General features: G+C 70.8%; 24 protein-coding genes. 15 read left to right on the top strand and 9 right to left on the bottom strand.

What is annotated here, in order from left to right:
• Positions 1–32: 32 nt before the first annotated feature.
• The 8 genes from HHL10_RS11430 to rng all read left to right on the top strand — a co-directional run bounded on the left by HHL10_RS11430 (position 33) and on the right by rng (position 7,130).
• Positions 33–764: a YebC/PmpR family DNA-binding transcriptional regulator gene (locus HHL10_RS11430; protein ID WP_169160473.1), complete on the top strand. Its 732-nt coding sequence runs from the start codon at positions 33–35 to the stop codon at positions 762–764.
• On the top strand, positions 761–2,044 hold the full coding sequence (gene purD, locus HHL10_RS11425) for a phosphoribosylamine--glycine ligase (RefSeq protein ID WP_169160472.1): 1,284 nt from the start codon (positions 761–763) through the stop codon (positions 2,042–2,044). The genes HHL10_RS11430 and purD overlap by 4 nt, the downstream gene beginning before the upstream one ends.
• A 4-nt stretch (positions 2,045–2,048) precedes the next feature.
• Positions 2,049–2,993, top strand: coding sequence for an oxygen-dependent coproporphyrinogen oxidase (gene hemF, locus HHL10_RS11420; RefSeq protein WP_169160471.1), 945 nt, complete (start codon positions 2,049–2,051; stop codon positions 2,991–2,993).
• Positions 2,990–3,598 carry a nicotinate-nucleotide adenylyltransferase gene (gene nadD / locus HHL10_RS11415; RefSeq protein ID WP_310734575.1) on the top strand — a complete coding sequence of 203 codons (609 nt, stop codon included), beginning with the start codon at positions 2,990–2,992 and terminating at the stop codon, positions 3,596–3,598. The genes hemF and nadD overlap by 4 nt, the downstream gene beginning before the upstream one ends.
• Entirely contained in the window at positions 3,599–4,420 is an 822-nt protein-coding gene (gene rsfS / locus HHL10_RS11410; RefSeq protein ID WP_169160470.1) for a ribosome silencing factor, read from the top strand. It begins immediately after the preceding gene.
• A gap of 10 nt (positions 4,421–4,430) precedes the next feature.
• Entirely contained in the window at positions 4,431–4,901 is a 471-nt protein-coding gene (rlmH, locus tag HHL10_RS11405; RefSeq protein ID WP_169160469.1) for a 23S rRNA (pseudouridine(1915)-N(3))-methyltransferase RlmH, read from the top strand.
• Between the two features lie 117 nt (positions 4,902–5,018).
• On the top strand, positions 5,019–5,627 hold the full coding sequence (locus tag HHL10_RS11400; protein ID WP_169160468.1) for a Maf family protein: 609 nt from the start codon (positions 5,019–5,021) through the stop codon (positions 5,625–5,627).
• A 30-nt stretch (positions 5,628–5,657) separates the two neighbouring features.
• Complete coding sequence (rng, locus tag HHL10_RS11395) at positions 5,658–7,130, top strand: ribonuclease G (RefSeq protein WP_169160467.1); 1,473 nt, start codon at positions 5,658–5,660, stop codon at positions 7,128–7,130.
• Between the two features lie 58 nt (positions 7,131–7,188).
• Here rng and HHL10_RS11390 read toward each other — a convergent pair whose 3' ends face one another.
• The gene (locus HHL10_RS11390; protein WP_169160466.1) at positions 7,189–8,286 is read right to left on the bottom strand and encodes a hypothetical protein; all 1,098 of its coding nucleotides are present in this window, start codon (positions 8,284–8,286) and stop codon (positions 7,189–7,191) included.
• Between the two features lie 212 nt (positions 8,287–8,498).
• Between HHL10_RS11390 and HHL10_RS11385 the strand changes: the two genes are divergently transcribed.
• On the top strand, positions 8,499–8,855 hold the full coding sequence (locus HHL10_RS11385; protein ID WP_169160465.1) for a putative quinol monooxygenase: 357 nt from the start codon (positions 8,499–8,501) through the stop codon (positions 8,853–8,855).
• A gap of 51 nt (positions 8,856–8,906) precedes the next feature.
• On the opposite strand, the gene xth is transcribed toward HHL10_RS11385, so the two are convergent.
• From xth to HHL10_RS11370, 3 genes are read right to left on the bottom strand one after another with little or no spacing between them, the layout of a single operon-like run.
• Positions 8,907–9,689 carry an exodeoxyribonuclease III gene (xth, locus tag HHL10_RS11380; RefSeq protein ID WP_169160464.1) on the bottom strand — a complete coding sequence of 261 codons (783 nt, stop codon included), beginning with the start codon at positions 9,687–9,689 and terminating at the stop codon, positions 8,907–8,909.
• Positions 9,686–10,144 carry a hypothetical protein gene (locus tag HHL10_RS11375; protein WP_169160463.1) on the bottom strand — a complete coding sequence of 153 codons (459 nt, stop codon included), beginning with the start codon at positions 10,142–10,144 and terminating at the stop codon, positions 9,686–9,688. Before HHL10_RS11375 ends, xth begins: the two co-directional genes overlap by 4 nt.
• Positions 10,144–10,950 (bottom strand): hypothetical protein, encoded by an 807-nt coding sequence (locus tag HHL10_RS11370; RefSeq protein WP_235971337.1) that lies wholly within the window; start codon positions 10,948–10,950, stop codon positions 10,144–10,146. The genes HHL10_RS11375 and HHL10_RS11370 overlap by 1 nt, the downstream gene beginning before the upstream one ends.
• A gap of 202 nt (positions 10,951–11,152) precedes the next feature.
• Here HHL10_RS11370 and HHL10_RS11365 point away from each other — a divergent pair, with 202 nt between their 5' ends.
• Together HHL10_RS11365 and HHL10_RS11360 are read left to right on the top strand one after the other, a co-directional pair.
• Positions 11,153–12,322, top strand: coding sequence for a zinc-dependent alcohol dehydrogenase (locus HHL10_RS11365; protein WP_169160462.1), 1,170 nt, complete (start codon positions 11,153–11,155; stop codon positions 12,320–12,322).
• 38 nt (positions 12,323–12,360) lie between these two features.
• Positions 12,361–12,981, top strand: coding sequence for a hypothetical protein (locus HHL10_RS11360; protein ID WP_235971336.1), 621 nt, complete (start codon positions 12,361–12,363; stop codon positions 12,979–12,981).
• A gap of 64 nt (positions 12,982–13,045) precedes the next feature.
• On the opposite strand, the gene HHL10_RS11355 is transcribed toward HHL10_RS11360, so the two are convergent.
• The 5 genes from HHL10_RS11355 to HHL10_RS11335 form a co-directional block, all read right to left on the bottom strand.
• Positions 13,046–13,624 carry a DUF4337 domain-containing protein gene (locus HHL10_RS11355; RefSeq protein ID WP_169160461.1) on the bottom strand — a complete coding sequence of 193 codons (579 nt, stop codon included), beginning with the start codon at positions 13,622–13,624 and terminating at the stop codon, positions 13,046–13,048.
• Positions 13,625–13,650: 26 nt separating this feature from the next.
• Positions 13,651–14,148: a dihydrofolate reductase gene (locus tag HHL10_RS11350; protein WP_169160460.1), complete on the bottom strand. Its 498-nt coding sequence runs from the start codon at positions 14,146–14,148 to the stop codon at positions 13,651–13,653.
• A gap of 287 nt (positions 14,149–14,435) precedes the next feature.
• Positions 14,436–15,413 carry a thymidylate synthase gene (locus tag HHL10_RS11345; protein ID WP_169160459.1) on the bottom strand — a complete coding sequence of 326 codons (978 nt, stop codon included), beginning with the start codon at positions 15,411–15,413 and terminating at the stop codon, positions 14,436–14,438.
• A gap of 100 nt (positions 15,414–15,513) precedes the next feature.
• Positions 15,514–16,176: a YiaD family glycine zipper/OmpA-like lipoprotein gene (locus tag HHL10_RS11340; protein WP_169160458.1), complete on the bottom strand. Its 663-nt coding sequence runs from the start codon at positions 16,174–16,176 to the stop codon at positions 15,514–15,516.
• Between the two features lie 117 nt (positions 16,177–16,293).
• A complete protein-coding gene (locus HHL10_RS11335; RefSeq protein WP_169160457.1) occupies positions 16,294–18,105 on the bottom strand; it encodes an ABC transporter transmembrane domain-containing protein in 1,812 nt (603 codons plus the stop codon).
• Between the two features lie 92 nt (positions 18,106–18,197).
• Here HHL10_RS11335 and HHL10_RS11330 point away from each other — a divergent pair, with 92 nt between their 5' ends.
• The 4 genes from HHL10_RS11330 (at position 18,198) to HHL10_RS11315 (ending at position 23,582) form a co-directional block, all read left to right on the top strand.
• Positions 18,198–18,722, top strand: coding sequence for a MarR family winged helix-turn-helix transcriptional regulator (locus HHL10_RS11330; RefSeq protein ID WP_169160456.1), 525 nt, complete (start codon positions 18,198–18,200; stop codon positions 18,720–18,722).
• The gene (locus HHL10_RS11325; protein WP_169160455.1) at positions 18,719–20,152 is read left to right on the top strand and encodes an efflux transporter outer membrane subunit; all 1,434 of its coding nucleotides are present in this window, start codon (positions 18,719–18,721) and stop codon (positions 20,150–20,152) included. The genes HHL10_RS11330 and HHL10_RS11325 overlap by 4 nt, the downstream gene beginning before the upstream one ends.
• Before the next feature lie 38 nt (positions 20,153–20,190).
• Complete coding sequence (locus HHL10_RS11320; protein ID WP_169160454.1) at positions 20,191–21,516, top strand: HlyD family secretion protein; 1,326 nt, start codon at positions 20,191–20,193, stop codon at positions 21,514–21,516.
• Positions 21,517–22,112: 596 nt separating this feature from the next.
• Positions 22,113–23,582 carry a DHA2 family efflux MFS transporter permease subunit gene (locus tag HHL10_RS11315; RefSeq protein ID WP_235971364.1) on the top strand — a complete coding sequence of 490 codons (1,470 nt, stop codon included), beginning with the start codon at positions 22,113–22,115 and terminating at the stop codon, positions 23,580–23,582.
• Positions 23,583–23,616 lie beyond the last annotated feature (34 nt).

Below are 23,616 nucleotides of genomic sequence, written 5' to 3'. Positions count from 1 at the left end.
ACGCCCCATGGGCCGGCGAGGAGCAGCCAAAGATGGCCGGACATTCCAAATGGGCCAACATCCAGCACCGCAAGGGCCGCCAGGACGAGAAGCGCGGCAAGGTCTGGACCCGCGTGATCCGCGAGATCATGGTCGCGGCACGCCAGGGCGGGGGTGACATCTCCGCCAACCCTCGGCTGCGGCTGGCCATCGACAAGGCCAAGGCCGCCAACATGCCGGCCGACACCATCAAGCGCAACGTCGACAAGGCCACCGGCAACCTCGAAGGCGTGAGCTACGAGGAGATCCGGTACGAGGGCTACGGCATCGGCGGCGCCGCGATCATCGTGGACTGCATGACCGACAACCGCGTGCGCACCGTGGCCGAGGTGCGCCACGCCTTCAGCAAGTACGGCGGCAACCTGGGCACCGAGGGCTCGGTGGCCTTCCAGTTCAAGCACTGCGGCCAGCTGCTGTTCGCGCCCGGCACCGACGAGGACAAGCTGATGGAGGCGGCGCTCGAAGCCGGCGCCGAGGATGTGATCACCGGTGACGACGGCTCCATCGAGGTGCTGACCGCCCCGGGCGAGTTCGAGACCGTCAAGGAGGCGCTGGCCGGCGCCGGCTTCCAGCCCGAGGTCGCGGAAGTGACCATGCGCGCGGAGAACACCATCGAGCTCGCCGGCGAGGACGCGCAGCGCATGCAGAAGCTGCTGGACGTGCTCGAAGACCTCGACGACACCCAGGCCGTCTATCACAACGCCGAGATCGAGGAACAGGCATGAAGGTTTTGGTCATCGGCAGCGGCGGGCGCGAGCACGCGCTGGCCTGGAAGCTGGCGCAGTCGCCGCGCGTCAACCAGGTGTTCGTCGCGCCGGGCAACGGCGGCACGGCCACCGACCCGCGCCTGCGCAACGTGCCGCTTACCGACGTCAACGAGCTGGCTGACTTCGCCCAGGCCGAGAAGGTTGCGCTGACCGTGGTCGGCCCCGAGGCGCCGCTGGCCGCCGGCGTGGTGGACGTGTTCCGCCAGCGCCAATTGCGCATCTTCGGCCCCACCCGGGCCGCCGCGCAGCTGGAGAGCTCCAAGGCCTTCGCCAAGGACTTCATGAAGCGCCACGGCATCCCGACCGCGGCGTATGAGAGCTTCACCGACGCCGCGGCGGCCCATGCCTACGTGGACCGCATGGGCGCGCCGATCGTGGTCAAGGCCGACGGCCTGGCCGCAGGCAAGGGCGTGGTGGTGGCCATGACGCTGGAGGAGGCGCACCAGGCCATCGACTTCATGCTCGAAGGCAACGAGCTGGGCGTGCAGCACAACGCCGGCGGCGCGCGCGTGGTGATCGAGGAGTTCCTGCAGGGCGAGGAAGCCAGCTTCATCGTGCTGTGCGACGGCCACCATGTGCTGCCCCTGGCCACCAGCCAGGACCACAAGCGGCTGCTCGATGCCGACGAGGGCCCCAACACCGGCGGCATGGGCGCGTACTCGCCCGCGCCGGTGGTCACGCCCAACGTGCATGCGCGGGCGATGCACGAAATCATCCTGCCCACCATCGCCGGCATGGCGCGCGACGGCAAGCCCTTCACGGGCTTCCTGTACGCCGGGCTGATGATCAGCCCCGAAGGCCACGTCAAGACGCTGGAGTTCAACACGCGCATGGGCGACCCCGAGACGCAGCCGATCCTGATGCGTCTCAAGAGCGACCTGCTGGAGGTGCTGCTGCACGCCACCGACGGCACGCTCAACAAGGTCGAGCTGCAATGGGACCGCCGCTTTGCGCTGGGCGTGGTGATGGCCGCCGCCGGCTACCCGATGAACCCGCGCAAGGGCGACGCCATCCACGGTTTGCCTGCGCCGGCCGAGGACGCGATGGTCTTCCACGCCGGCACCACGCTGGGCGAACAGGGCGTGGTCACCAGCGGCGGCCGCGTGCTGTGCGTGACGGCGCTGGGCGAGTCGGCCAAGCAGGCGCAGCAGCGCGCCTACGACGTGCTCGCGAGCGTGCAGTTCGACGGCGCGCAGTTTCGCAAGGACATCGGCCACCGTGCCATCAAGCCGCGCTGACGCCATGGCCGCCATCAGCATCGCCGACGGGCTGGACACCAGCGTCGTGCGCGCCTGGCTGCTCGACCTGCAGCAGCGCATCGTCTCGGCGCTGGAAGCCGCCGACGGCGTGCCCTTCCGCAGCGACGGCTGGACGCGCGAGCCCGGTGGCCGCCTCGAAGGCGACGGCCTGTCGCGGCTGGTGGAGGAGGGCAACCTGCTGGAGCGCGGCGGCTGCAACTTCTCGCACGTGAAGGGCCGCACGCTGCCGCCCTCGGCCACGCAGCACCGGCCCGAGCTGACCGGCGCGGCCTTCGAGGCCATGGGCGTGTCGCTGGTGCTGCATCCGCGCAACCCGCTGGTGCCCACGGTGCACATGAACGTGCGCATGTTCGCCGCGCAACCGCAGGACGGCGGTGCGCCGGTGCTGTGGTTCGGCGGTGGCATGGACCTCACGCCCTACTACGGCTTTGAAGAAGACGCGCGCCACTTCCACCGCAGCTGCCACGACGCGCTGGCGCCTTTCGGCGACACGCTGCATCCGCGCTTCAAGGCCTGGTGCGACGAGTACTTCTTTTTGAAGCACCGCAACGAGCCGCGCGGCGTGGGCGGCATCTTCTTCGACGACTTCTGCGAGCTGGGGCCGCAAGGCAGCTTCGAGATGGTGAAGTCGGCGGGCGAGGCCTTCCTGCCCGCGTACCTGCCCATCGTCGAGCGCCGCCGCGATCTGCCCTATGGCGAGCGCGAGCGCGACTTCCAAGCCTACCGCCGCGGGCGCTACGTCGAGTTCAACCTCGTGTTCGACCGTGGCACGCTCTTCGGGCTGCAATCGGGCGGACGCACCGAGAGCATCCTGATGTCGATGCCGCCGCTGGTGAAGTGGCGCTACGACTGGCATCCGCAACCCGGCAGCGCGGAGGCGCGGCTCTACAGCGACTTCCTGCGCCCGCGCGACTGGCTCAGCGAGTGAGACGCATCGGCCTGCTGGGCGGGACCTTCGACCCGCCACACCTGGCGCACCTGGCGCTGGCCCGCCAGGCACGCGAGGAGCTGCGGCTGGACGAGCTGCGCTGGCTGCCCGCCGGGCAGCCCTGGCAAAAGCTGGCGCAGGGCCGGGCGCCCAGTGCCGCGGCGCACCGCGTGGCCATGCTCAAGCTGCTGCTGCAGGGCGAGCCCGGTTTCGTCATCGACGAGCGCGAGCTGCACCGCAGCGGGCCCAGCTACAGCATCGACACCCTGCGTGAGCTGGCCTCGGAATTGCCCGGGGCCCAACTGTTTTTCGTGGTCGGGCAGGACCAGTACGCGCGGCTGCACACCTGGCGGGACTGGCGGGACATGCTGAAGCTGGTGACGCTGGCCGTGGCCGGCCGCGCCGGCGACGCCCCGCGGGCCCCGCCCGAAGTGGCCGCCGTGCCGCATCGCATCGAAACGCTGGCGCTGCCGCCCATGGCGGTGGCGTCAACCGACATCCGCGCCCGCGCGGCCCGCGGCGAGGACCTTTCCTCGCTGGTGGGCCCCGCGGTCGCGGCCTATATTGACCTGAACGCCCTGTACCGGGTGGACACCGGGAGCTGAATGGACATCCGCAAGCTGCAACGCGCCATCGTCGATGGCCTCGAAGACGTGAAGGCCGTGAACATCGTGGTCTTCAACACCGAGCACCTCTCACCGCTCTTCGAGCGCGTGATCATCGCCTCGGGCACCAGCAACCGTCAGACCAAGGCGCTGGCTTCCAGCGTGCGTGACACCGTCAAGGCGCGCGGCCTGCAGGTGATGCGCACCGAGGGCGAGGACAACGGCGAATGGATCATCGTGGACTGCGGCGCCGCCGTGGCCCACATCATGCAGCCCGCCATCCGCGACTACTACCACCTCGAGGAGATCTGGGGCGAGAAGCCCGTGAAGCTCAAGCTCGGCGGTGCGGCCAAGTCGCTGCCCAAGGCCTCGGCCTCGGACGACGATGTCGAGGATGTGGAGGAAACCGCCCACGCCTCGCGCACCGCGCGCACCCCCGCCGGCAAGGCGGCGCTGGGCGCGGTGAAGAAGACCGTGGGCACCAAGGCGCCGGCCAAGAAGGCTGCCGCCAAGAAGACCACCGCCGCCGCGAAGAAGGCCCCGGCCGCCAAGAGGGCCGCGCCCGCCACCCAGGCGGCCGCGCCGGCCAAGAAGGCGGCAGCGAAGAAGGCCGTCACGCGCACCGTGGGCACCAAGACCGCGGCACGCAAGACGCCTGTCGCCAAGGCCGTGCCCGACCAGCGCGTGGTGGTGAACGCCCCGGCCAAGAAGGCGGCGGCGAAGAAGGCGCCCGCCAAGAAGGCCGGGGCCAAGACGGCGGTGGCTGCCAAGAAGGCGCCTGCTGCCAAGAGGGCGCCGGCCCGCAAGGCCGCCCGCGCCTGAACCGTAGCCCGTGCGCTTGTTGATCGCCGCCATCGGCCAGCGCCAGCCGGCCTGGGCCGAGGCGGCCTACGAGGACTTCGCCAAGCGCTTCCCGCCCGAACTGCGGCTGGAGCTCAAGGCGCTCAAGGCCGAGCCGCGCACCACGGGCAAGCCGCCCGCGGCGCTGATGGCGGCCGAGGCGCAGCGCATCGAGGCCGCCATTCCCAAGGGCGCGCGGCGCGTGGTGCTGGACGAGCGCGGCACGCGGCTCACCACCGTGGCGCTGGCCGAGCGGCTGCGCTTCTGGATGGGCGACGGCCGCGACGTGGCCTTCCTCATCGGCGGCCCGGACGGGCTCGATCCCGGGCTCAAGGCCACTGCCGACGAGACCATGCGCCTGTCCGAGCTGACGCTGCCGCACGCCTTCGTGCGCATCCTGCTTGCCGAGGGGCTGTACCGCGCCTGGTCGCTGACGGTGAACCATCCGTATCACCGGGAGTGAGCCGGGCGCTCCCTTTCCAAACCGAAGATTCCCGTTCGGTCCGAGCCTGTCGGAGCCCTGCCGTATTGCAAGCCTGCGGGCCCTTCGACAAGCCCAGGGCGAACGGGCGCGAATGACATGACCGGTCACGACCACATCCTCCTCGCCTCCCAGAGCCCGCGCCGGCGCCAGTTGCTGCAGCAGATCGGCGTGGCGCACGACCTGCTGCTGCCCGAGGCGCATGAGGATGCCGAGGCGCTGGAGGCGGTGCTGCCGCAGGAGTCGCCCGACGCCTACGTGCAGCGCGTCACCCGCGCCAAGCTCGATGCCGCCTGCGCGCGCCGCCGGCGCCTGAACCTGCCCGACGTGCCCGTGCTGGCCGCCGACACCACCGTGGCGCTGGGCCGGCGCATCCTGGGCAAGCCCGCGGACGCCGACGAGGCGCGCGCCATGCTGCGCGCGCTCTCCGGCCACACCCACCGCGTGCTCACCGCCATCGCCCTGGCCGCCGGCGGGGAGGTGCTGCAGGCGCTGAGCGTCTCGCATGTGCGCTTCGCGCCGCTGGAGGAGGCCGACATCGAGGCCTACATCGCCAGCGGCGAGCCCTTCGGCAAGGCCGGCGCCTATGCCATCCAGGGCCGCATCGCGGCCTTCGTGGCCCATGTCGAGGGGAGCTACTCCGGTATCATGGGTTTGCCCCTCCACGAGACGGCCAGGCTGCTGCGGCAAGCGCGAGTGCGTTTCTGAGAATCCGCCCTGCGGCAGCGGCTGCAGCGCATGCAAGACATCCTCATCAACTGGGCCCCGCAGGAGACGCGCGTGGCCATCGTCGAAAACGGCGCCGTCCAGGAGCTGCACATCGAGCGCGCGCTGGAGCGCGGGCTGGTGGGCAACATCTACCTCGGCAAGGTCGCGCGCGTGCTGCCCGGCATGCAAAGCGCCTTCATCGACATCGGGCTGGAGCGCGCGGCCTTCCTGCACGTGGCCGACCTCGTCGGCCACAGCCGCTTCGAGCCCGGCAACGGCCACGCGCCCGTGCCCATCGAGCGCCAGGTGTTCGAGGGCCAGAGCCTGATGGTGCAGGTCATCAAGGACCCCATCGGCACCAAGGGCGCGCGGCTGTCCACGCAGATCAGCATCGCCGGACGGTTGCTCGTGCACCTTCCGCAGGATGACCACATCGGCATCTCGCAGAAGATCGGCTCGCACGAGCTGCGCGAGCAGCTGCGCCAGCGCATGCAGGCGCTGGTGGGCACGCGCGAGAGCGGCGGTGGCGGTGGCTTCATCCTGCGCACCAACGCCGAGGACGCGACGGATGCCGAGCTGGCCGACGACATCGCGTATGGCCGCAAGACCTGGGCCGCGATCCGCGAGCGCGCCTTCAGCGTGCCGCCGGGCACGCTGCTGCACCAGGACCTCAACCTCGCCGAGCGCGTGCTGCGCGACCTGAGCAACGAGCAGACCGCCGCCATCCGCATCGACTCGCGGCTGCAGTTCGATCACCTGCAAGCCTTCGGCGAGCAGTTCACGCCCGGCTCGGTGCAAAAGCTCGAGCTCTACAAGGGCGAGCGCCCGATCTTCGACCTCTACAACATCGACGCCGAGGTCGAGCGCGCGCTGGCGCGGCGCGTCGATCTCAAGAGTGGTGGTTACCTGATCATCGACCAGACCGAGGCGCTGACGACCATCGACGTCAACACCGGCGGCTTCGTGGGCGCGCGCAACTTCGACGACACGATCTTCAAGACCAACCTGGAGGCCGCGGGCGCCATCGCGCGGCAGCTGCGGCTGCGCAACCTGGGCGGCATCATCATCGTGGACTTCATCGACATGGCGCGCGACGAGCACCAAGGCGCCGTGCTGGCCGAGTTCCGCAAGCAGCTCAGCCGCGACCGCACCAAGACCACGGTGAGCGGCTTCACGCAGCTGGGGCTGGTGGAGATGACGCGCAAGCGCACGCGCGAGTCGCTGGCGCACATGCTGTGCGAGCCGTGCCCCACCTGCGGCGGCCGCGGCCAGGTCAAGACCGCGCGCAGCGTGTGCTACGACGTGCTGCGCGAGATCCTGCGCGAGGCGCGGCAGTTCAATCCCAAGGAGTTCCGCGTCGTGGCCAGCGCCGCGGTGGTGGAGATGCTGCTGGACGAGGAAAGCCCGCACCTGGCGGGCCTGTCGGAGTTCATCGGCAAGCCCATCTCGCTGTCGGCCGAGCCGACCATGAACCCGGAGCAGTACGACATCGTGCTGCTGTAGTCCTTTTCCGTTCGTCCTGGGCCTTTCGGCAGGCTCAGGACAGGCCTTGTCGAAGGGCTCAGCCCGAACGGAATGCCTGGGCGCCGCCGTCCCCCAGCCGCACGCCTTCCACCGTCAGCCGCTCCGCCGCCAGCCGCAGCGCCGGGCCGTTGCCCGGTGAGCTGGCCGTGATGCTGACCACGCCGCTGATGGGCCCGCTGCCGCCATCGAGCCCCAGCAGCGAGAACAGCGCGCGCGCCGCGTACAGGCTCGGCAGCCGCATCACGACCTGCCGGCCCATCACCGCCGCCGACAGGCCCACGTGGTTGCGTCCCTGGGCCTGGCCGGCCAGCTCGATGTGCTGGCGCCGCGTGCCCAGCACGCCGTCGCCCAGGCGCAGCTCGCCGCTCATGCGGGTGCGCTGCAGGGCCGGCGCGGCGTCGCTGCCCGGACGGCCCAGCGGCGTGCCGCAGCCGGCGTTGTGCAGCAGGCTCTGCACGAAGGGCTCCAGGTCCAGCGTGCCGCGGTCGGTGATGCGCGCCCCGAACAGCGCCCCACGCTGCTCGAAGCGCGCTCCGGGCACATGGGGCATTGCGAACTGGAACAGGTAGTCGCGCCCCTTGGGGCTGTCGGCGTAGATGCCCATGTGGCTGATGCCCATGGGCGAGTCCGGCCCCACATGCTCGACCGAGAGCCGGTTGAAGTCGATGCGCCCGTCCTGGATGACGATGCCCACGTCGGCGTCCATCACCCAGGCCGCGTCGTCGATGTGCATCTGCACGCGGCCATCGAGCCCGGCCAGCGCGCTCAGCTGCCACTGCGCCTGGGCGCCGGCGCTGGCGGGCGAGGGTACCCGGGCCAGCTCCACCACCGCGTCCTGCACCTCCAGCGCCTCCAGGCCCAGGGCCTGCAGCGGGACGGGTGCGGCCCGGGCCGGGCCGCTGGGCAGGGGCCCTGACGCCGCCGCGAGCCGCACGCTGAGCCCGCGCAGCAACACCTGGCCGGCGCGCAGCGCCAGCAGCGGCGTGCGCAACTCCACGCCGCGCAACTGCAGCCGGCCGATGCGCCAGAGGCCGTCGCGCAGCGCCAGGCCCGAGACCTCGACCACCTCGGCCTGCACCGCCTGGATGGGTCCGAAGCCGGGCAGGTCGATGCCCTGGAGCTGCTGTGGGTTCATCGGTCTCCTCCTTGTCGGAACGGGTGTGCCGGACACGGCCCGGGGCCGGGCGTCGTGCAACCGGCGTGCCGCGCTGCTCACGGAGGCGGCTTGGCCCCCGATGGCGCGTGGCCGCAACGCCGGGGAAGCTGCCGAATCCCAGGGTGACGGGATGCGCCCACAATGCCCCGGCGGCGCCGTGCCGCGCAAACGATTTCGGGAGACTTTTCAACATGGCCGACACCTGCTGCACCCTGGTGCCGTACTTCAAGGTCCACGAGGGCCGCCTGGACGATTTCAAACGGCTGTGCGCCGAGTTCGAGGAGCGCACGCGCAACGAGCCCGGCTGCCTGCACTACGCCTTCAGCTTCGATGGCAACACCGTGCACTGCCGCGAGGGCTACGTGGATGCCCAGGCGCTGCTGGCGCACCTGGACAACGTGGGCCCGGTGCTGCAGAAGGCGCTGAAGATCTCGGACGTCACGCGGGTGGAAGTGCACGCGCCAGCGGCGGAGCTGGAGAAGCTGCGCGAGCCGCTGGCCAAGCTCAACCCGCAGTTCTTCACGGTGGAGGGCGGCTTCCGGCGCTGAGGCCGTGGCGCGGCCCGCGGGCCACGCGCCGGGGTGGGACAGCGGACTCGTTCAGCAGTCCAGTTCCACCACCACCGGCGCGTGGTCGCTGGGCCGCTCGTTCTTGCGCGGCGCCTTGTCGATGAGGCAGCCGCGCACCAGGGGGCGCAGCGCCTCGCTGACCAGGATGTGGTCGATGCGCAGTCCCTGGTTCTTGCGGAAGGCGAGGTTGCGGTAGTCCCACCAGCTCCACAGCCGCGGCGGCTGGTCGAAAAGCCGGAACGCATCCGCCAGCCCCAGCCCGGCCAGCGCCTGGAAATGCGCGCGCTCCTCGGGCGTGCAATGGATCTGACCGGCCCAGGCCACGGGGTCGTGCACGTCGCGGTCCTCGGGCGCGATGTTGAAATCCCCGCCCAATACCAGGCGCGGATATTCAACCAGTTGCGCCTTGAGCCATTCGCGCAGCGCCTCCAGCCACGCCATCTTGTAGGCGAATTTCTCCGAGCCCGGCGCCTGGCCGTTGGGAAAATAGCCGCCGATGAAGCGCAGCGGCTGCCCGTCGGCGCAGGGCAATGAGCCGGCAATCACGCGCGCCTGCGGGTCTTCGAAACCCGGGATATTGCGCTGCACGTCGGCCACGGGCTGGCGCGACAGCAGCGCCACGCCGTTGTAGGTGCGCTGCCCGAACCATTGCGCGTGATAGCCGGCTGCAGACAGCGCCTCGTGCGGGAATTTGTCGTCGGTGAGTTTCGTCTCCTGCAGCACGATGGCATCCACCGGATGGGCCTGCAGCCACTCCAGCAACTGCGGCAGGCGCACGGAAAGGGAATTGACGTTCCAGGTGGCGAGTTTCATGAAGCAGTTGGAATAGGGTCGCGGTGTATTTCGAAGTGGCGCTGCAGCCGGGGCCCGCGCCAGACGCCCGGCATGTCGGGCAGCCAGGGCAGCGCAGGGCGGGGCTGCTGCAGCAGGCGCACGCTCCAGCGGGCATTGTCGATGAAGTCGAAATGCACCGTCCCGGGCGGCTCCAGGCGCAGGTTGGCAAAGGAGCCGGTGGTGTAGGGGCCGCCGATGCGGGCCGAATCCAGCAGGCGGCCTTCCCGGTTCAGCAGGTGGACCGACAGCATGTCCTCGAAGGGAACGCCGTCCGTCACGAACAGCAGCCAGCCACCGGGGCAGCGGACGGCGGCTTCCAGCACCTGGCCCGAGACGACGGTGCCGCAGGGATGGCCGGCGAGCAGTACCTCGCTGCAGAGCTCGTCCTGGCCGGTGCTCCGGGGACGCAGCGTGAGGTCGCCGGACAGGTCCATCAATCGCTCCAGAAGAAATCCACGCCCAGCGCAGCCGTGGCGCCCCCGATGAAGGCCCCCACGGTCACGCACACCGGCGCACCCGGGCCGCAAGCCAGTCCGGCCAGCGCGCCGCCTGCCAGGCCGCCGGCAATGCCGGCGCCCGTGATGGCGCCCTCGTGCACAACTGCCGCGGCCTTGTCCTCGGCGGTCGCCACCGTGTAGACCGACAGCGCCAGCGACAGCACCAGCAGCCCACGCCCGGCCCGGGACACCGTGCGCATCCGGGCCGTGATGCGCGGGTTGGATTTGCCCGCGGACTCGACGATGGCGGCATAGACCTGGTGGCGCTGCGCCAGGCTCAGCCGGGTGAAATCCGCCTCCCGGCCGAACAACTCGACTGTTTTCCGGGCTATCAGGGCATTCAAGGTGGGGCTTTGCGGCTTCAGTGCTTCCGCCAACGCACGGCCCACGGGTGTGCTGCGCTGACGCAGTACCTGCATGACGTCGTCGCGCATATGGCGTGCCTGTTGCGCCGCCTCACGCCATGTGATTTGGCCTTTGTTGACCCGGTCGAGCAGATCATTCCTGAATTCACGCAGCAGTCGGTCATATTGAGCGCGTGCCGCGCCATCCATGGCGGCGATGGCGCCCGCATTGGATATTTCGGCCTGCAGAAAATCAAAGGCAGTCTCGAAATCCTGGCGGGCATCGCTGGTGCCTATCGGTCCGGGCGGCGGCGAGGCCATGCGCGCCGCCGTACCGCCATCGACGGCCGGTTGATTGGTGAATGTACCCAGGGGGCCCATGTATTGAAAGAAGGCCATGGCGGTCGCGCTCCGCAAGCTGGATTACAAAACCACTGATAAATTTTCAATACCACCAGCGGACATGAATATCGTAAAGCCGTCAATATGACTTTGGTCGGATTTTCCGAGCAAGGCTCCACCAAGCCGGTGATGCTGGAAAGCTCAGGAACGCCCCTTGCCGCCCAAGCCGCACCCGACATCAACCCAGGAAAGGATGGCGATGCGCGCACTCTGCTACCACGGCAAGAAGGACATTCGTTGCGACACGGTGCCCGATCCCAAGATCGAGGACGGCCGCGACGCCATCATCAAGGTCACTTCCTGCGCCATCTGCGGCTCGGACCTGCACCTCTTCGACGGCTTCATGCCCGGCATGAAGGAGGGCGACATCGTCGGCCACGAGTTCATGGGCGAGGTGGTCGAGGTCGGCGCCGACAACAAGAAGCTCAAGGTCGGCGACCGCGTGGTGGTGCCCTTCACCATCTGCTGCGGCGAGTGCGACCAGTGCCGGCGCGGCAACTTCAGCGTCTGCGAGCGCAGCAACCGCAACAAGGACGTGGCCGACAAGGTCTTCGGCCACACCACCGCCGGCCTGTTCGGCTACACCCACCTCACCGGCGGCTATCCCGGCGGCCAGGCCGAGTACGTGCGCGTGCCCTTCGCCGACGTCACGCCGGTGAAGGTCCCTGACGGGCTGACCGACGAGCAGGTGCTCTTCCTGGGCGACATCTTCCCCACCGGCTGGCAGGCCGTGGTGCAGTGCGACATCCAGCCCACCGATACCGTGGCGATCTGGGGCGCCGGGCCGGTCGGGCAGTTCGCGGTGCGCAGCGCCTTGCTGCTGGGCGCCCAGCAGGTGATCTGCATTGACCACGTGCCCGAGCGCCTGGCCATGGCGCGCGCCGGCGGCGCCATCACCATCGACTTCGACAACGAGAGCGTGCTGGAGCGCCTGGCCGAGCTCACCCAGGGCAAGGGCCCGGAGAAGTGCATCGACGCCGTCGGCATGGAGGCCCATGCCACGCGCACGATCGACTCGGTCTACGACCGCGCCAAGCAGGCGCTGATGCTGGAGTCGGACCGCGCCCATGTGCTGCGCGAGATGATCTACGTCTGCCGCCCGGCCGGCACGCTGTCCATTCCCGGCGTCTACGGCGGGCTCATCGACAAGGTGCCCTTCGGCGCGCTCATGAACAAGGGCCTGACGCTGCGCACCGGCCAGACCCACGTCAACCGCTGGACCGACGACCTGCTGCGCCGCATCCAGGAAGGGCAGATCGACCCCTCCTTCGTCATTACCCACACCGTCGGGTTGGAGCAAGGGCCGCAGATGTACACCACCTTCCGCGACAAGCAGGATGGCTGCATCAAGGTCGTGCTCAAGCCCTGAAAACGGCCTTTCGGACCACAGCAGCAAGGAGCCTTGTGATGGATGAGCAGCAGCGTTTTCCGAGCGAAAGCGGCGTCCCCAGCGGCGTGTACAGCCCGCACGCGCCGGCGCAGCAGCGCCACGACGCGAGGGTGGACGACGGCCACATGCTGCCCTCGCGCCGCCTGGCGCGCGGGCTGGGCTGGTTCAGCATCGGGCTGGGCCTGGCCGAGGTGCTGATGCCGCGGCTGATGGGGCGCGCCACCGGCCTGCACGGGCACGACGCGCTGGTGAAGGCCTATGGCTGGCGCGAGGTGGCGGTGGGGGTGGGGCTGCTGCTCTCGAAGAACCCCACGCCCTGGCTGTGGGCGCGCGTCGCGGGCGACGCGCTGGACCTCGCCACCCTGGGCACCCGCGCCGCCTCGGGCGACGATGTGCAGCGCACGCGCGCGGTGTCGGCCATGGTGGCAGTGGCCGGCGTCACGGCGCTGGACGTGGCCTGCGCCACCGCCGTGCCCCGGGCCCAGGCCGAGCGCCAGGCCCAGTCCACCCACGACTACAGCGACCGCAGCGGGTTGCCGCAGGAGCCCGAATGCATGCGCGGCGCGGCATTGGGCAGCTTCGAGATGCCCGCCGACATGCGCACGCCGGAGGCGATGCGGCCGTATACGCTGCATTGACCACCGCGCCGCGCGCGGTGCCGGAAGAGAAGGGCGACTGCTTGTCAGTCGCCCGCTTTCCTTCTTACAGATGCAGCGCCGCCGCCACTCCCAGCAGCCCGCCGACGCCGGCAACGCCGTACATGCCGATCTCCAGCCACTTGCGCCGCGTCAGCAGCGTGATGGCCGCCAGCGCGATGGACACCTGCAGCGCGGTGGTGGCCTGCGCCCAGCGGTGGTGCAGGTGCATCTGCTCGTCGGACTGCCGGTCCCAGTCGCGCGACTCCAACTCCAGCTTCTCGGCGCCTTCCCTGATCTCGGCCTTCTCCGACTTGTAGCGGTCGATCTCCTTCTGCACCTCGGGCTTCTTCTCCTCGGGCACCAGCACCAGCGCCAGCTCCGAGAGGTTCTGCTTGCTGCTCTTGGCCTGGAAGTAGTTCCACTGGTTCGACGCCTCGGTCTTCTTGATCGCGGCGTTGTTCTTGTAGAGCGTGGCGTTGGCCTGCGTGGCGCCGCCCATGTAGCCGAAGAGCGCGCCCACCGTGGCCAGCACCGCCGTGGTCACGGCAATGCGGCCCTGGAACGGGTCCTTCTGCCCATGGTGGGCGGCATGTTCGAGCTCGTGGTCGTGCGGACCGTGGACGTGGAAACCGTGGCCGGACATGTTCTTGTTGCTCCCTCTGGGTTCAGTCAGCGTTGGCGTCGGTAGGTGACGAAAGCGAAGTCGAAGTCGTTGGGCGGCGCGGCGCGGTGCGTCTCGCGCGCCACCTCGGTGAAGCGGCCGCGGTCGAAGTCGGGAAAGCGGGTGTCGCCCTCGAAGTCGCGGTCGATCTCGGTCAGCACCAGCTCGTCGGCCCGCTCCAGCGCCTGCGCATAGAGCTGCGCCCCGCCCACCACGTACACCGCCGCCGCGTCGGCCAGGCGCTGCAGCGCCGCCTCCAGCGAGGGCGCGGCCTCGGCGCCCTCGACATGCCAGTCCGGGTTGCGGGTGATGACGACATTGCGCCGCCCGGGCAGCGGCTTGAAGGCTGCGGGCAGCGAGTCCCAGGTGCGCCGGCCCATGAGCACGGGCGCGCCCAGCGTCACGCGCCGGAAATGCTTCAGGTCTTCGGGCAGGCGCCAGGGCATGTCGTTGTCGCGTCCGATCACGCCGTTGCGGGCCACGGCGGCCACCAGGGTCAGTTTCATGCGGTCAGAACGGCGCGCCGGCGGCGGCCGTATACGAAAAGAGATGGGGCTGTCCGAACCCAACAGATCCGTTCGCCCTGACCCTTCGATACCTCAGGGCAGGGTGCGCCCTGCGGGCGCATCGAAGGGCGAATCCGGGAGGCTGCAGTCGCGGCCTCACAGCCGGGGCCGTTCATCCTTCGATACCTCAGGACGAACGGAATACCTCAATGGCCAACGACAGACGGACTGAGAAACTACGGCTCGAAAGGCGCGGAATTGTAGGGGCCGCCCTGCTGGCGCCCGCCTTACACCGCCATCGGCGCGGTCAGCGGCGGGTGGTGCCGGTAGCCTTCGAGCTGGAAGTCGCCGGGCTCGACCCGCTCCAGCCACTCCGGCTCGTAGCGGCCGGTGGCGGCGAAGTCGGGGATGCGCTCCGACAGCAACAGGCGCGGCGCCGGCAGCGGCTCGCGCTGCAGCTGCTCGCGCAGCATGTCCAGGTGGTTCTCGTAGATGTGGGCGTCGCCCACGAAGTAGCTGAACCAGCGCGGCGTGTAGCCCGTGAGCCGCCCCACCAGGTGCAGCAGCGCCGCGCCCTCGGCCAGGTTGAAGGGCGTGCCCAGGCCGAGGTCGTTGCTGCGCACGTACAGGCACAGCGAGATCTCGCGCTTGGCAGCGTTGGGCAGGAACTGGTAGAGCAGGTGGCAGGGCGGCAGCGCCATCTCCTCGATCTGCGCCCAGTTCCAGCCGTGGAACAGGATGCGGCGATCCGCGGGGTTGTGGACGATGGTGTCCAGGCACTGGCGCAGTTGATCGATGGCCTTGTAGAGCAGCACGCCGGGCGTGCTGCCGGCCTCGTCCTGCACCAGGCCGACACGGCGGTAGCCGCGCTTGAGCGCGTCCTCGATCTGCGCCGTGGCCTGCGCGTCGAGCAGCTTGTAGGCGGGCCACTGGCGCCACTGCACGCCGTAGACGGGACCGAGGTCATCCTCGCCCAGGCGGTACGGGTTGGCCAGCCAAGCCTGGTTCTCGTTGGCGTTCTGGTCCCAGACCTTGCAGCCCAGGGCGCGGAACTCGGCGGCGTTGCGGCTGGCGCGCAGGAAGCCGACGAGCTCGCCGATGGCGGTCTTGAAGGCCAGCTTCTTGGTGGTGACGGCGGGGAAGCCCTGCTGCAGGTCGAAGCGCAGCATGGCGCCGGGCAGGCTCAGGGTGCGGATGCCGGTGCGGTTGTCCTGCCAGCTGCCCTGGTCGAGGACGGTCTGGACGAGTTCGAGGTAGCTCTTCATGGGGCGGGCGGCTTGCGAAGGCGCGCAGTGTAGGGGGCTTGCCGCCGCCCGCCGGATTCACCGGGCCACGGCCGGGGCCGACCGTGGCGCCTGACACACCTCAACCGGCCGGCTGCGTATCCCGCAGGAACAGCTCCACGCGGCGGTTGCGGGCGCGGCCGGCCTCGCTGGAGTTGTCGGCCACGGGCTCGTAGCTGCCGCGGCCCTCGGTGGTGATGCGCGCCGCGGGCACGCCGCGCATCACCAGGTAGTCGCGCACGGCGTTGGCGCGGTTCACCGACAGCGGGTTGTTGACGGCGTCGCTGCCGGTGTTGTCGGTGTGGCCGACCACGCGCACCACCTGGTTGGCGTCCAGGCCACGGGCAAACTGGTCCAGCACCGGGCGCATCTGCGGCTGGATGTCGGCGCGGCCCACGGCGAAGCTGAAGTCGGCCGGCACGTTGACCTTCAGTTCCTCGTTGGGCGTGCGGCTGACCTCGATGCCCGTGCCCTGCGTGGCCTGCTGCATCGCCACGCGCTTTTCCTCCATGCGGCGCGACCAGACGTTGCCGGCGATGGCCCCCAGCGCGCCGCCGATCACCGCGCCGCGCGCGGTGTTGTTGTGGCCGGTGGCGCGGCCGATGACGGCACCGGTGACCGCGCCCGCGCCCGCGCCGATGGCGGTGCCGCGCTGGGTTTCGCTCATGCCGGTGTTGGCGCAACCGGTGACCAGGGCCGCGGCGGCCAACAGCCCGGCGACGGGCATGAGAGTGCGTTTCTTCATCAGGCTCTCCTGAAAGCTTGTGGATGTCAGCGGGCCTGCGCCCGCCCTTCACGCGTCAGCAGCGCGCATGCCCACAACGCTGCGGCAGGGGAACCGGACGACCGCGCTTTCCCCCGGCTACGCCGCCGGGCGCAGGTCGAACTGCATCGCCGCCAGCCGCGCGTACAGCCCGCCGCGCGCCACCAGCTCGGCATGGGTGCCGCTGTCCACGATGCAGCCGCCGTCCAGCACCACGATGCGGTCGGCGCGCTGCACGGTCGCCAGCCGGTGCGCGATCACGAGCGTGGTGCGCCCGCGCATGGCGCTGTCCAGCGCCGCCTGCACCATGCGCTCGCTCTCGGCATCGAGGGCGCTGGTGGCCTCGTCCAGCAACAGCAGCGGCGGGTTCTTGAGCAGGGCGCGCGCGATGCTGATGCGCTGGCGCTGCCCGCCCGACAGCCGCACGCCGCGCTCGCCCAGGTGCGTGTGATAGCCCTCGGGCAGGGCGCCGATGAACTCGTGCGCATGCGCCAGCTTCGCCGCGGCGATCACGTCCTCCTCGCTGGCCTCGGGGCGGCCGTAGCGGATGTTCTCCAACGCGCTGGCGGCGAAGACCACGCTGTCCTGCGGCACCAGCGCGATGCGCGCGCGCAAGTCATCGAGCGCCGCCTCGCGCAGCTCCACGCCGTCAAGCGTGATGCGGCCCTGCTGCGGGTCATAGAAGCGCAGCAGCAGCTGCAGCAGCGTGCTCTTGCCCGCGCCGCTGGGGCCCACGAGCGCCACCGTCTCGCCGGGGCGAATGTCCAGCGACAGCCCGTCGAGGGCCGGCTGGTTCGGCCGCGAGGGATAGCTGAAGCGCACATGCTGAAAACGCACTGCGGAGCCGCCCCGGGCCGGCGGCAGCGCGCGCGGGTTGGCCGCTTGCTCGATGGCGGCATCCGCGTGCAGCAGCTCCATCAGCCGTTCGGTGGCGCCGGCCGCGCGCAGCAGGTCGCCATGCACTTCCGACAGCACCGCCACGCTGCCCACCAGGATGATCACGTAGACCACCGTCTGCCCGAGGTGGCCGGCGCTGATGCGCCCGGCCACCACGGCCTGCGTGCCCTGGTACAGCCCCCACAGCAGCGCGCCGAAGGTGGTGGCAATGATGAAGGCCACCAGGAAGGCGCGCACCCGGGTGCGGTTGCGCGCGGTGTCGAAGGCGCGCTCGGTGGCGTCGGCGAAGCGCCCCGCCTCGCGCCCCTCCTGCCCGTAGGCCTGCACCACCGGCATGGCATTGAGCACCTCGGCGGCGATGGCACTGCTGTCGGCCACGCGGTCCTGGCTGGCCCGGCTCAGGCGCCGCACGCGGCGCCCGAAGTAGATCGACGGCAGCACGATCAGCACCAGCACGCCCAGCACCTGCGTCATCACGCGCGGATTCGTCACCACCAGCATGCCCAGCGCGCCCAGCCCCATCACGCTGTTGCGCAGCCCCAGCGACAGGCTCGACCCCACCACCGTCTGCACCAGCGTGGTGTCGGTGGTCAGGCGGCTCAGCACCTCGCCGGTGGCGGTGCGCTCGAAGAAGGCCGGCGCCTGGCGCAGCACGCGCGCGTACACGGCGCTGCGCAGGTCCGCCGTCACGCGCTCGCCCAGCCAGCTCACCATGTAGAAGCGCCCGGCCGAGAACAGCGCCAGCGCCACGCCCACGCCGAACAGCGCCAGGAAGTTCCCGCGCAGCTGCATCACGCGCGCGCCGGGCTCGGTCGGCATCAGCCCCTGGTCGATGAGCCCGCGCAAGGCCAGCGGGAACACCAGCGTCGTCGCCGCGGCACACACCAGCAGCAGCACCGCCAGCGCGATGCGGCCGCGGTAGGGCTTCAGGAAGGGTTTCAACGCCGCCAGCGCGCCCACGCGCTGCGCGCGCGGACGGCCGTCGTCCGGGGTCTTGCTTCTGTTTCGGGCCATCCCGCCAGTGTAGGAGGGGGCCTCCTGACCCCGTCCGGCGTCGGGTTCTTGCATTGACAAACATTGCCTAGGCAATTATTGTCGCGTCCATCATGTCCGACACCCCCGGCACCCCGACTCCCGTCAGCTTCTACAGCGGCACCTACAGCGCGCAGGACAGCGTGGGCTACCTGATGCGCCGCGTGCTGCAGTCCATCGCCCAGCAGGCGGACGCACGGCTGGCGCCGCACGAGCTCACGCACGGGCAGTGGATGCCGCTGTTCGTGCTGCTCAAGGCCGGCGGCTGCGCCACCGTGGCGACGGTGGCGCGCGACATCAACGTCGATCCCGGCGCGGCCACGCGCATGCTGGACCGGCTGGAGCGCAAGGGCTTCGTGGGCCGCTGCCGCAGCACCGAGGACCGGCGCGTGGTCAACGTCACGCTCACCGACGCCGGGCGCCGCGTGGCGGACGACGTGCCCAAGGTGCTGTCGGCGGTGCTCAACGAGCACCTGGCCGGCTTCAGCCATGACGAGTGGCAGACGCTGCTGGCGCTGCTGCGCCGCATGCTGGCCAACGCCGAGGCCGTGCAGTCGGCCGCGCCGGCGGCCCCGATCCAGGAAGAAGAATCCGAATGAACGCCTTCGCCCTCCGGGCCGCCGCGCTGGCGGCCGTGCTCTTCGTCGCCGCCTGCGCCAGCCCGGGGCCGTCCCGCCCGCAGGCGCCGCTGCTGGACGCGCCCGCCGTCGGGCTGCAGCCCGATGCCGCCACGGCGCTGAGCGTCGATCCGGCGTGGTGGCGGGGCTTCAACGACGCACAGCTCGACACGCTGGTCGATCGCGCCGTGGCCGAACAGCCCAACCTGCAGGCGGCGCAGGCGCGCATCGCCCGTGCCGTGGCGGCGGCCGAGGCCGCGGGTGCGCGCGCGCAGCCCAGCGTCAGCGGCAGCTTCGACGCCACGCGCCAGCGCTTCAGCGCCAACGGCATCTACCCGCCGCCGCTGGGCGGCGGCACCTTCACCGTGGGCACGCTGCAGGCCGGGCTGCAGTGGGAGCTGGATTTCTTTGGCCGCCACCGTGCCGAGCTGGCCGCGGCGCTGGGCAGCGAGCGCGCCGCGCGCGCCGATGCCGACGCCGCGCGCGTGCTGCTGGCCGCGCAGGTGACGCGCGCCTACGTCGGGCTGGCCCGGCTTCAGGCGCAGCGCGAGGTGGCGCGCCAGACGCTGGCGCAGCGCGAATCGCTGCTGGGCCTGGTGCGCCAGCGCGTCCAGAACGGCTTGGACACCACCGTGGAGCTGCGCCAGAGCGAGGGCGGATTGCCCGAGGCCCGGCTGCAGATCGAGCAGCTTGATGAGCAGATCGCGCTGGCGCGCCATCAGCTTGCCGCGCTGACCGCGCAGCCGCCCCAGGCCTTGCAGTCGCTCGATGCCCGTCTGGGCGAATTGAAACCGCTGGCGCTGCCGGGCGTGCTGGGTGCCGACCTGCTGGGCCGGCGCGCCGACATCGCGGCCGCGCGCGAGCGCGTGGAAGCCGCGGTGCAGGACGTGAAGGCGGCGCGCGCGCAGTTCTATCCGGACGTCAATTTGACCGCCTTCATCGGCTTCAACGCCATCGGGCTGGACCGGCTCATCGAGGCCGGCAGCCGCCAGTACGGCGTGGGCCCGGCGATCCGGCTGCCGCTGTTCGATGCCGGGCGCCTGCGCGCGCAGCTGCACGGCCGCCAGGCCGAGCTTGACGCCGCGGTGCTGGCCTACAACAACGCGCTGCTGGAGGCGGTGCGCGAGGCCGCCGACGCGCTGGCGACGCTGCAGTCGCTGCAGGCGCAGCGCCGCGAGCAGGCCGCCGCGCAGGACAGCGCCGAAGCCGCCTACCGGCTGGCGGTGCAGCGCTACGGCGCGGGGCTGTCCAGCCAGCTGACCGTGCTCAGCGCCGAAGGGCCGCTGCTGGCGCAGCGCCGCCTGGCCGCCGAGCTGCAGGCGCGCAGCCTGGAGGCGCAGGTCGCGCTGCTGCGCGCGCTGGGCGGCGGCTGGCAGCCCCAGCCTGTTTCGCAATCCGTGGCGGCGCGCTGAAGCGGCGGCGCCTCAATCCCACTTTCAGAGATCCCGTCATGAGCGACTCCAAGGAACAACGGCTGCGCAAGCGCAAGAAGGGCCTGACCATCATTGGCGCCGTGGTGCTGGTGGGCGGCCTGGCCTGGGGCGGCTGGCACCTGGCGGTGGCCAGCCGTTACGAGACCACGGACAACGCCTATGTGCAGGCCGACGTGGTGCAGGTCACGCCGCAGCTCGCCGGCACCGTGCAGCAGGTGCTGGCGCAGGACACCGACTTCGTGCGCGCCGGCCAGCCGCTGGTGCGGCTGGACGCCGCCGACGCCCGCGTGGCGCTGGAGCAGGCCCAGGCCGCGCTGGCGCAGACCGTGCGCGAGGTGCGCACCCTCTACGCCAACAGTGCCGCGCAACAGGCGCAGGTGGCGCTGCGCCAGGCCGACGCCGAGCGCGCCCGCGCCGAGCTGGCGCGCACGCAGGACGACGTGCGCCGCCGCGAGCCGCTGCTGGCCAGCGGTGCCGTCGGCCGCGAGGAGTTCAACCATGTGCTGGCGCAGCGCGCGGCGGCGCAGGCCGCGCTGGCCGCGGCCGAGTCCGCCGTGCGGGCCGCGCGCGAGCAGCTCGCCTCCAGCCAGGCGCTGACCGACAACACCCCGGTGGCCGAGCACCCCAACGTGCTGCGCGCCGCCGCCCGCGTGCGCGAGGCGCACTTGGCGCTGCAGCGCACCGAGCTCGCCGCCCCGGTGGACGGCTACGTGGCTCGCCGCAGCGTGCAGGTCGGCCAGCGCGTGCAGGCCGGCGCGCCGCTGATGTCGGTGGTGACGCTGGGGCAGAGCTGGGTCGATGCCAACTTCAAGGAGGTGCAGCTGCGCAAGCTGCGCATCGGCCAGCCCGTGACGCTGGAAGCCGACGTCTACGGCGGCAAGGTCGAGTACCACGGCCGCGTGGTCGGCCTGGGCGCGGGCACGGGCGCGGCCTTCGCGCTGCTGCCGGCGCAGAACGCCACCGGCAACTGGATCAAGGTGGTGCAGCGCGTGCCGGTGCGCATCGAGCTCAATGCCGAGGAGCTGAAGGCCCATCCGCTGCGCGTGGGCCTGTCGATGGAAGCCACGGTGGACGTGCGCGACCAGAGCGGCAAGGTGCTGGCCGACGCGCCGCGCCCGGCGCCGGCCGCGGCTTCGGCGCCTGAAGGCGCCGGTGGTGCCGCGGAGATGACGCCGCAGGAGCGCGAGGCCCAGGCCGACGTGCAGCGCATCATCGCCGCCAACCTGGGCGCGGCGGTGCGCGGCGCGGTCCCTGCCGCCGCCACCGTGCCCAGCGCCGCGTCGCGGGCCGACACCACGGCCCGCGTGGCCTCGGCGCCGGCGCGCGCGGCGGTGGCGCAGTGAGGGTGGATGGCTGGAGAACGCCGTTCAACGCCAGCCGTGCCAACGTCGGTCGTGAGCTGATGTGTCTCGCCTGCCACTCCGTTATCTCCGCGCGGACGTACTGCTGTCCGGGAGAACTTGTCAGTCGTTAGCCGTGAGCTGATGCGGTTCGCTTATTACTTCGTCATCCCCGCGCAGGCGGGGACCCAGGCGGTCCCACGTCAGCCTCTGGGAGCCCATGCAGGAATTGCGAGGCTGAATAAACCTTGGCATGCCGTTCAAGCAATTGGTGGCCGGCTTGGGGACCGCCTGGGTTCCCGCCTTCGCGGGAATGACGAAGTGGAGGGCGCCTCGCCACAGCCTCCGGACTGCCGCCAGAGCCCCATTTCTCCCGCACCGCCGCACGCTCTTATCAACTCCAACCCATCAAGGCTGACCCCGTGAGCGCAGCTCCTCCCGCCGGGGCTTCCGGCACCCCTTCCAGCGCCGTGCCCGCCGCTGCGCCCCCGCCCGGCCCCGGCACCGCCCCGGCCGCTGCCCCCCGCCACGTCCCGCCCCCGCCGCTGCACGGCACGGCGCTGGTGCTGGGCACCTTGTCGCTGTCGCTGGCCACGTTCATGAACGTGCTCGACAGCTCCATCGCCAACGTCTCGCTGCCGGCCATCGCCGGCGACCTGGGCGTGAGCCCGACGCAGGGCACCTGGGTCATCACCAGCTTCGGCGTGGCCAACGCCATCTCGGTGCCGCTCACCGGCTGGCTCACGCAGCGCTTCGGCGCGGTGCGGCTCTTCACGGCCAGCGTGCTGCTGTTCGTGCTGGCCTCGTGGCTGTGCGGCTTCGCGCCCTCGCTGGAGCTGCTGATCGCCTTCCGTGTGCTGCAGGGCGCGGTGGCCGGGCCGATGATTCCGCTGTCGCAGACGCTGCTGCTGGCGAGCTACCCGCGCGAGAAGGCCGGCACCGCGCTGGCGTTGTGGGGCGTGACCACGCTGGTGGCGCCGGTGGCCGGGCCGCTGCTGGGCGGCTGGATCACCGACCACATCGCCTGGCCCTGGATCTTCTACATCAACATCCCCGTGGGCCTGGCCGCCGCGGCCGTGACCTGGGGCATCTACAAGGAGCGCGAGACGCCCACGCACAAGCTGCCCATCGACAAGACCGGGCTGGCGCTGCTGGTGCTGTGGGTGGGCTCGCTGCAGCTCATGCTCGACAAGGGGCACGAGGAGGACTGGTTCCACTCCGAGCTGATCGTGGTGCTGGCGCTGCTGGCCGTGGTGGGCTTCGCGGTGTTCATCGTGTGGGAGCTCACGGCCGAGCACCCGGTGGTGGACCTGCGCCTGTTCGCCGGGCGCAACTTCGCCTTCGGCGCGCTGGCGCTGTCGGTGGCCTACGGCCTGTTTTTCGGCAACGTGGTGCTGATGCCGCTGTGGCTGCAGCAGTGGATGGGCTACACCGCCACGGCCGCGGGCTGGGCGCTGGCGCCGGTGGGCTTCCTGGCGATCCTGCTCACGCCGCTGGTGGGCAAGAAGGTGAGCCAGTGGGACCCGCGCCGCATGGCCACCGGCGCCTTCATCGGCTTCGCCTTCGTGCTGTGGCTGCGCTCGCAGTTCACGACGCAGACCGACTTCACGCACATCCTGTTCCCCACGCTGCTGCAGGGCGCGGCGATGGCCTTCTTCTTCATCCCGCTGACCACGCTCACGCTCAGCGGCCTGGCGCCCGAGCGCATCCCGGCCGCGGCGGGATTGAGCAACTTCGTGCGCATCACGGCCGGCGCCATGGGCACCTCCATCGCCACCACGGTCTGGAACGACCGCGCCACGCTGCACCACACGCACCTGGCCGAGACGCTGGGGCAGGGCAACGCGGTGGCGGCGGAGGCCGTGGCCGGGCTGCAGGCGCAGGGCTTCAGCGCCGAGCAGGCCTGGGCGCAGATCAACCGCCTGGTGGACCAGCAGGCCTTCACGCGCGCCGCGGACGACGTGTTCCTGGGCTCGGCCTTCCTGTTCCTGCTGCTCATCGGGCTGATCTGGTTCACCAAGCGCCCGGCGCGCGGCGCGGCGGGGGCGGACGCGGGCGGGGCGCATTGAGCTGGCGCCCGGAAGCTGAATTCCGGACTGCAAA

Source organism: Azohydromonas caseinilytica (genome assembly GCF_012927045.1).
In the GTDB taxonomy this organism is placed as follows: domain Bacteria; phylum Pseudomonadota; class Gammaproteobacteria; order Burkholderiales; family Burkholderiaceae_C; genus Azohydromonas; species Azohydromonas caseinilytica.
The sequence above is the reverse complement of the archived record's forward strand: the minus strand, read 5'-3'. Positions and strand labels throughout refer to the sequence as shown.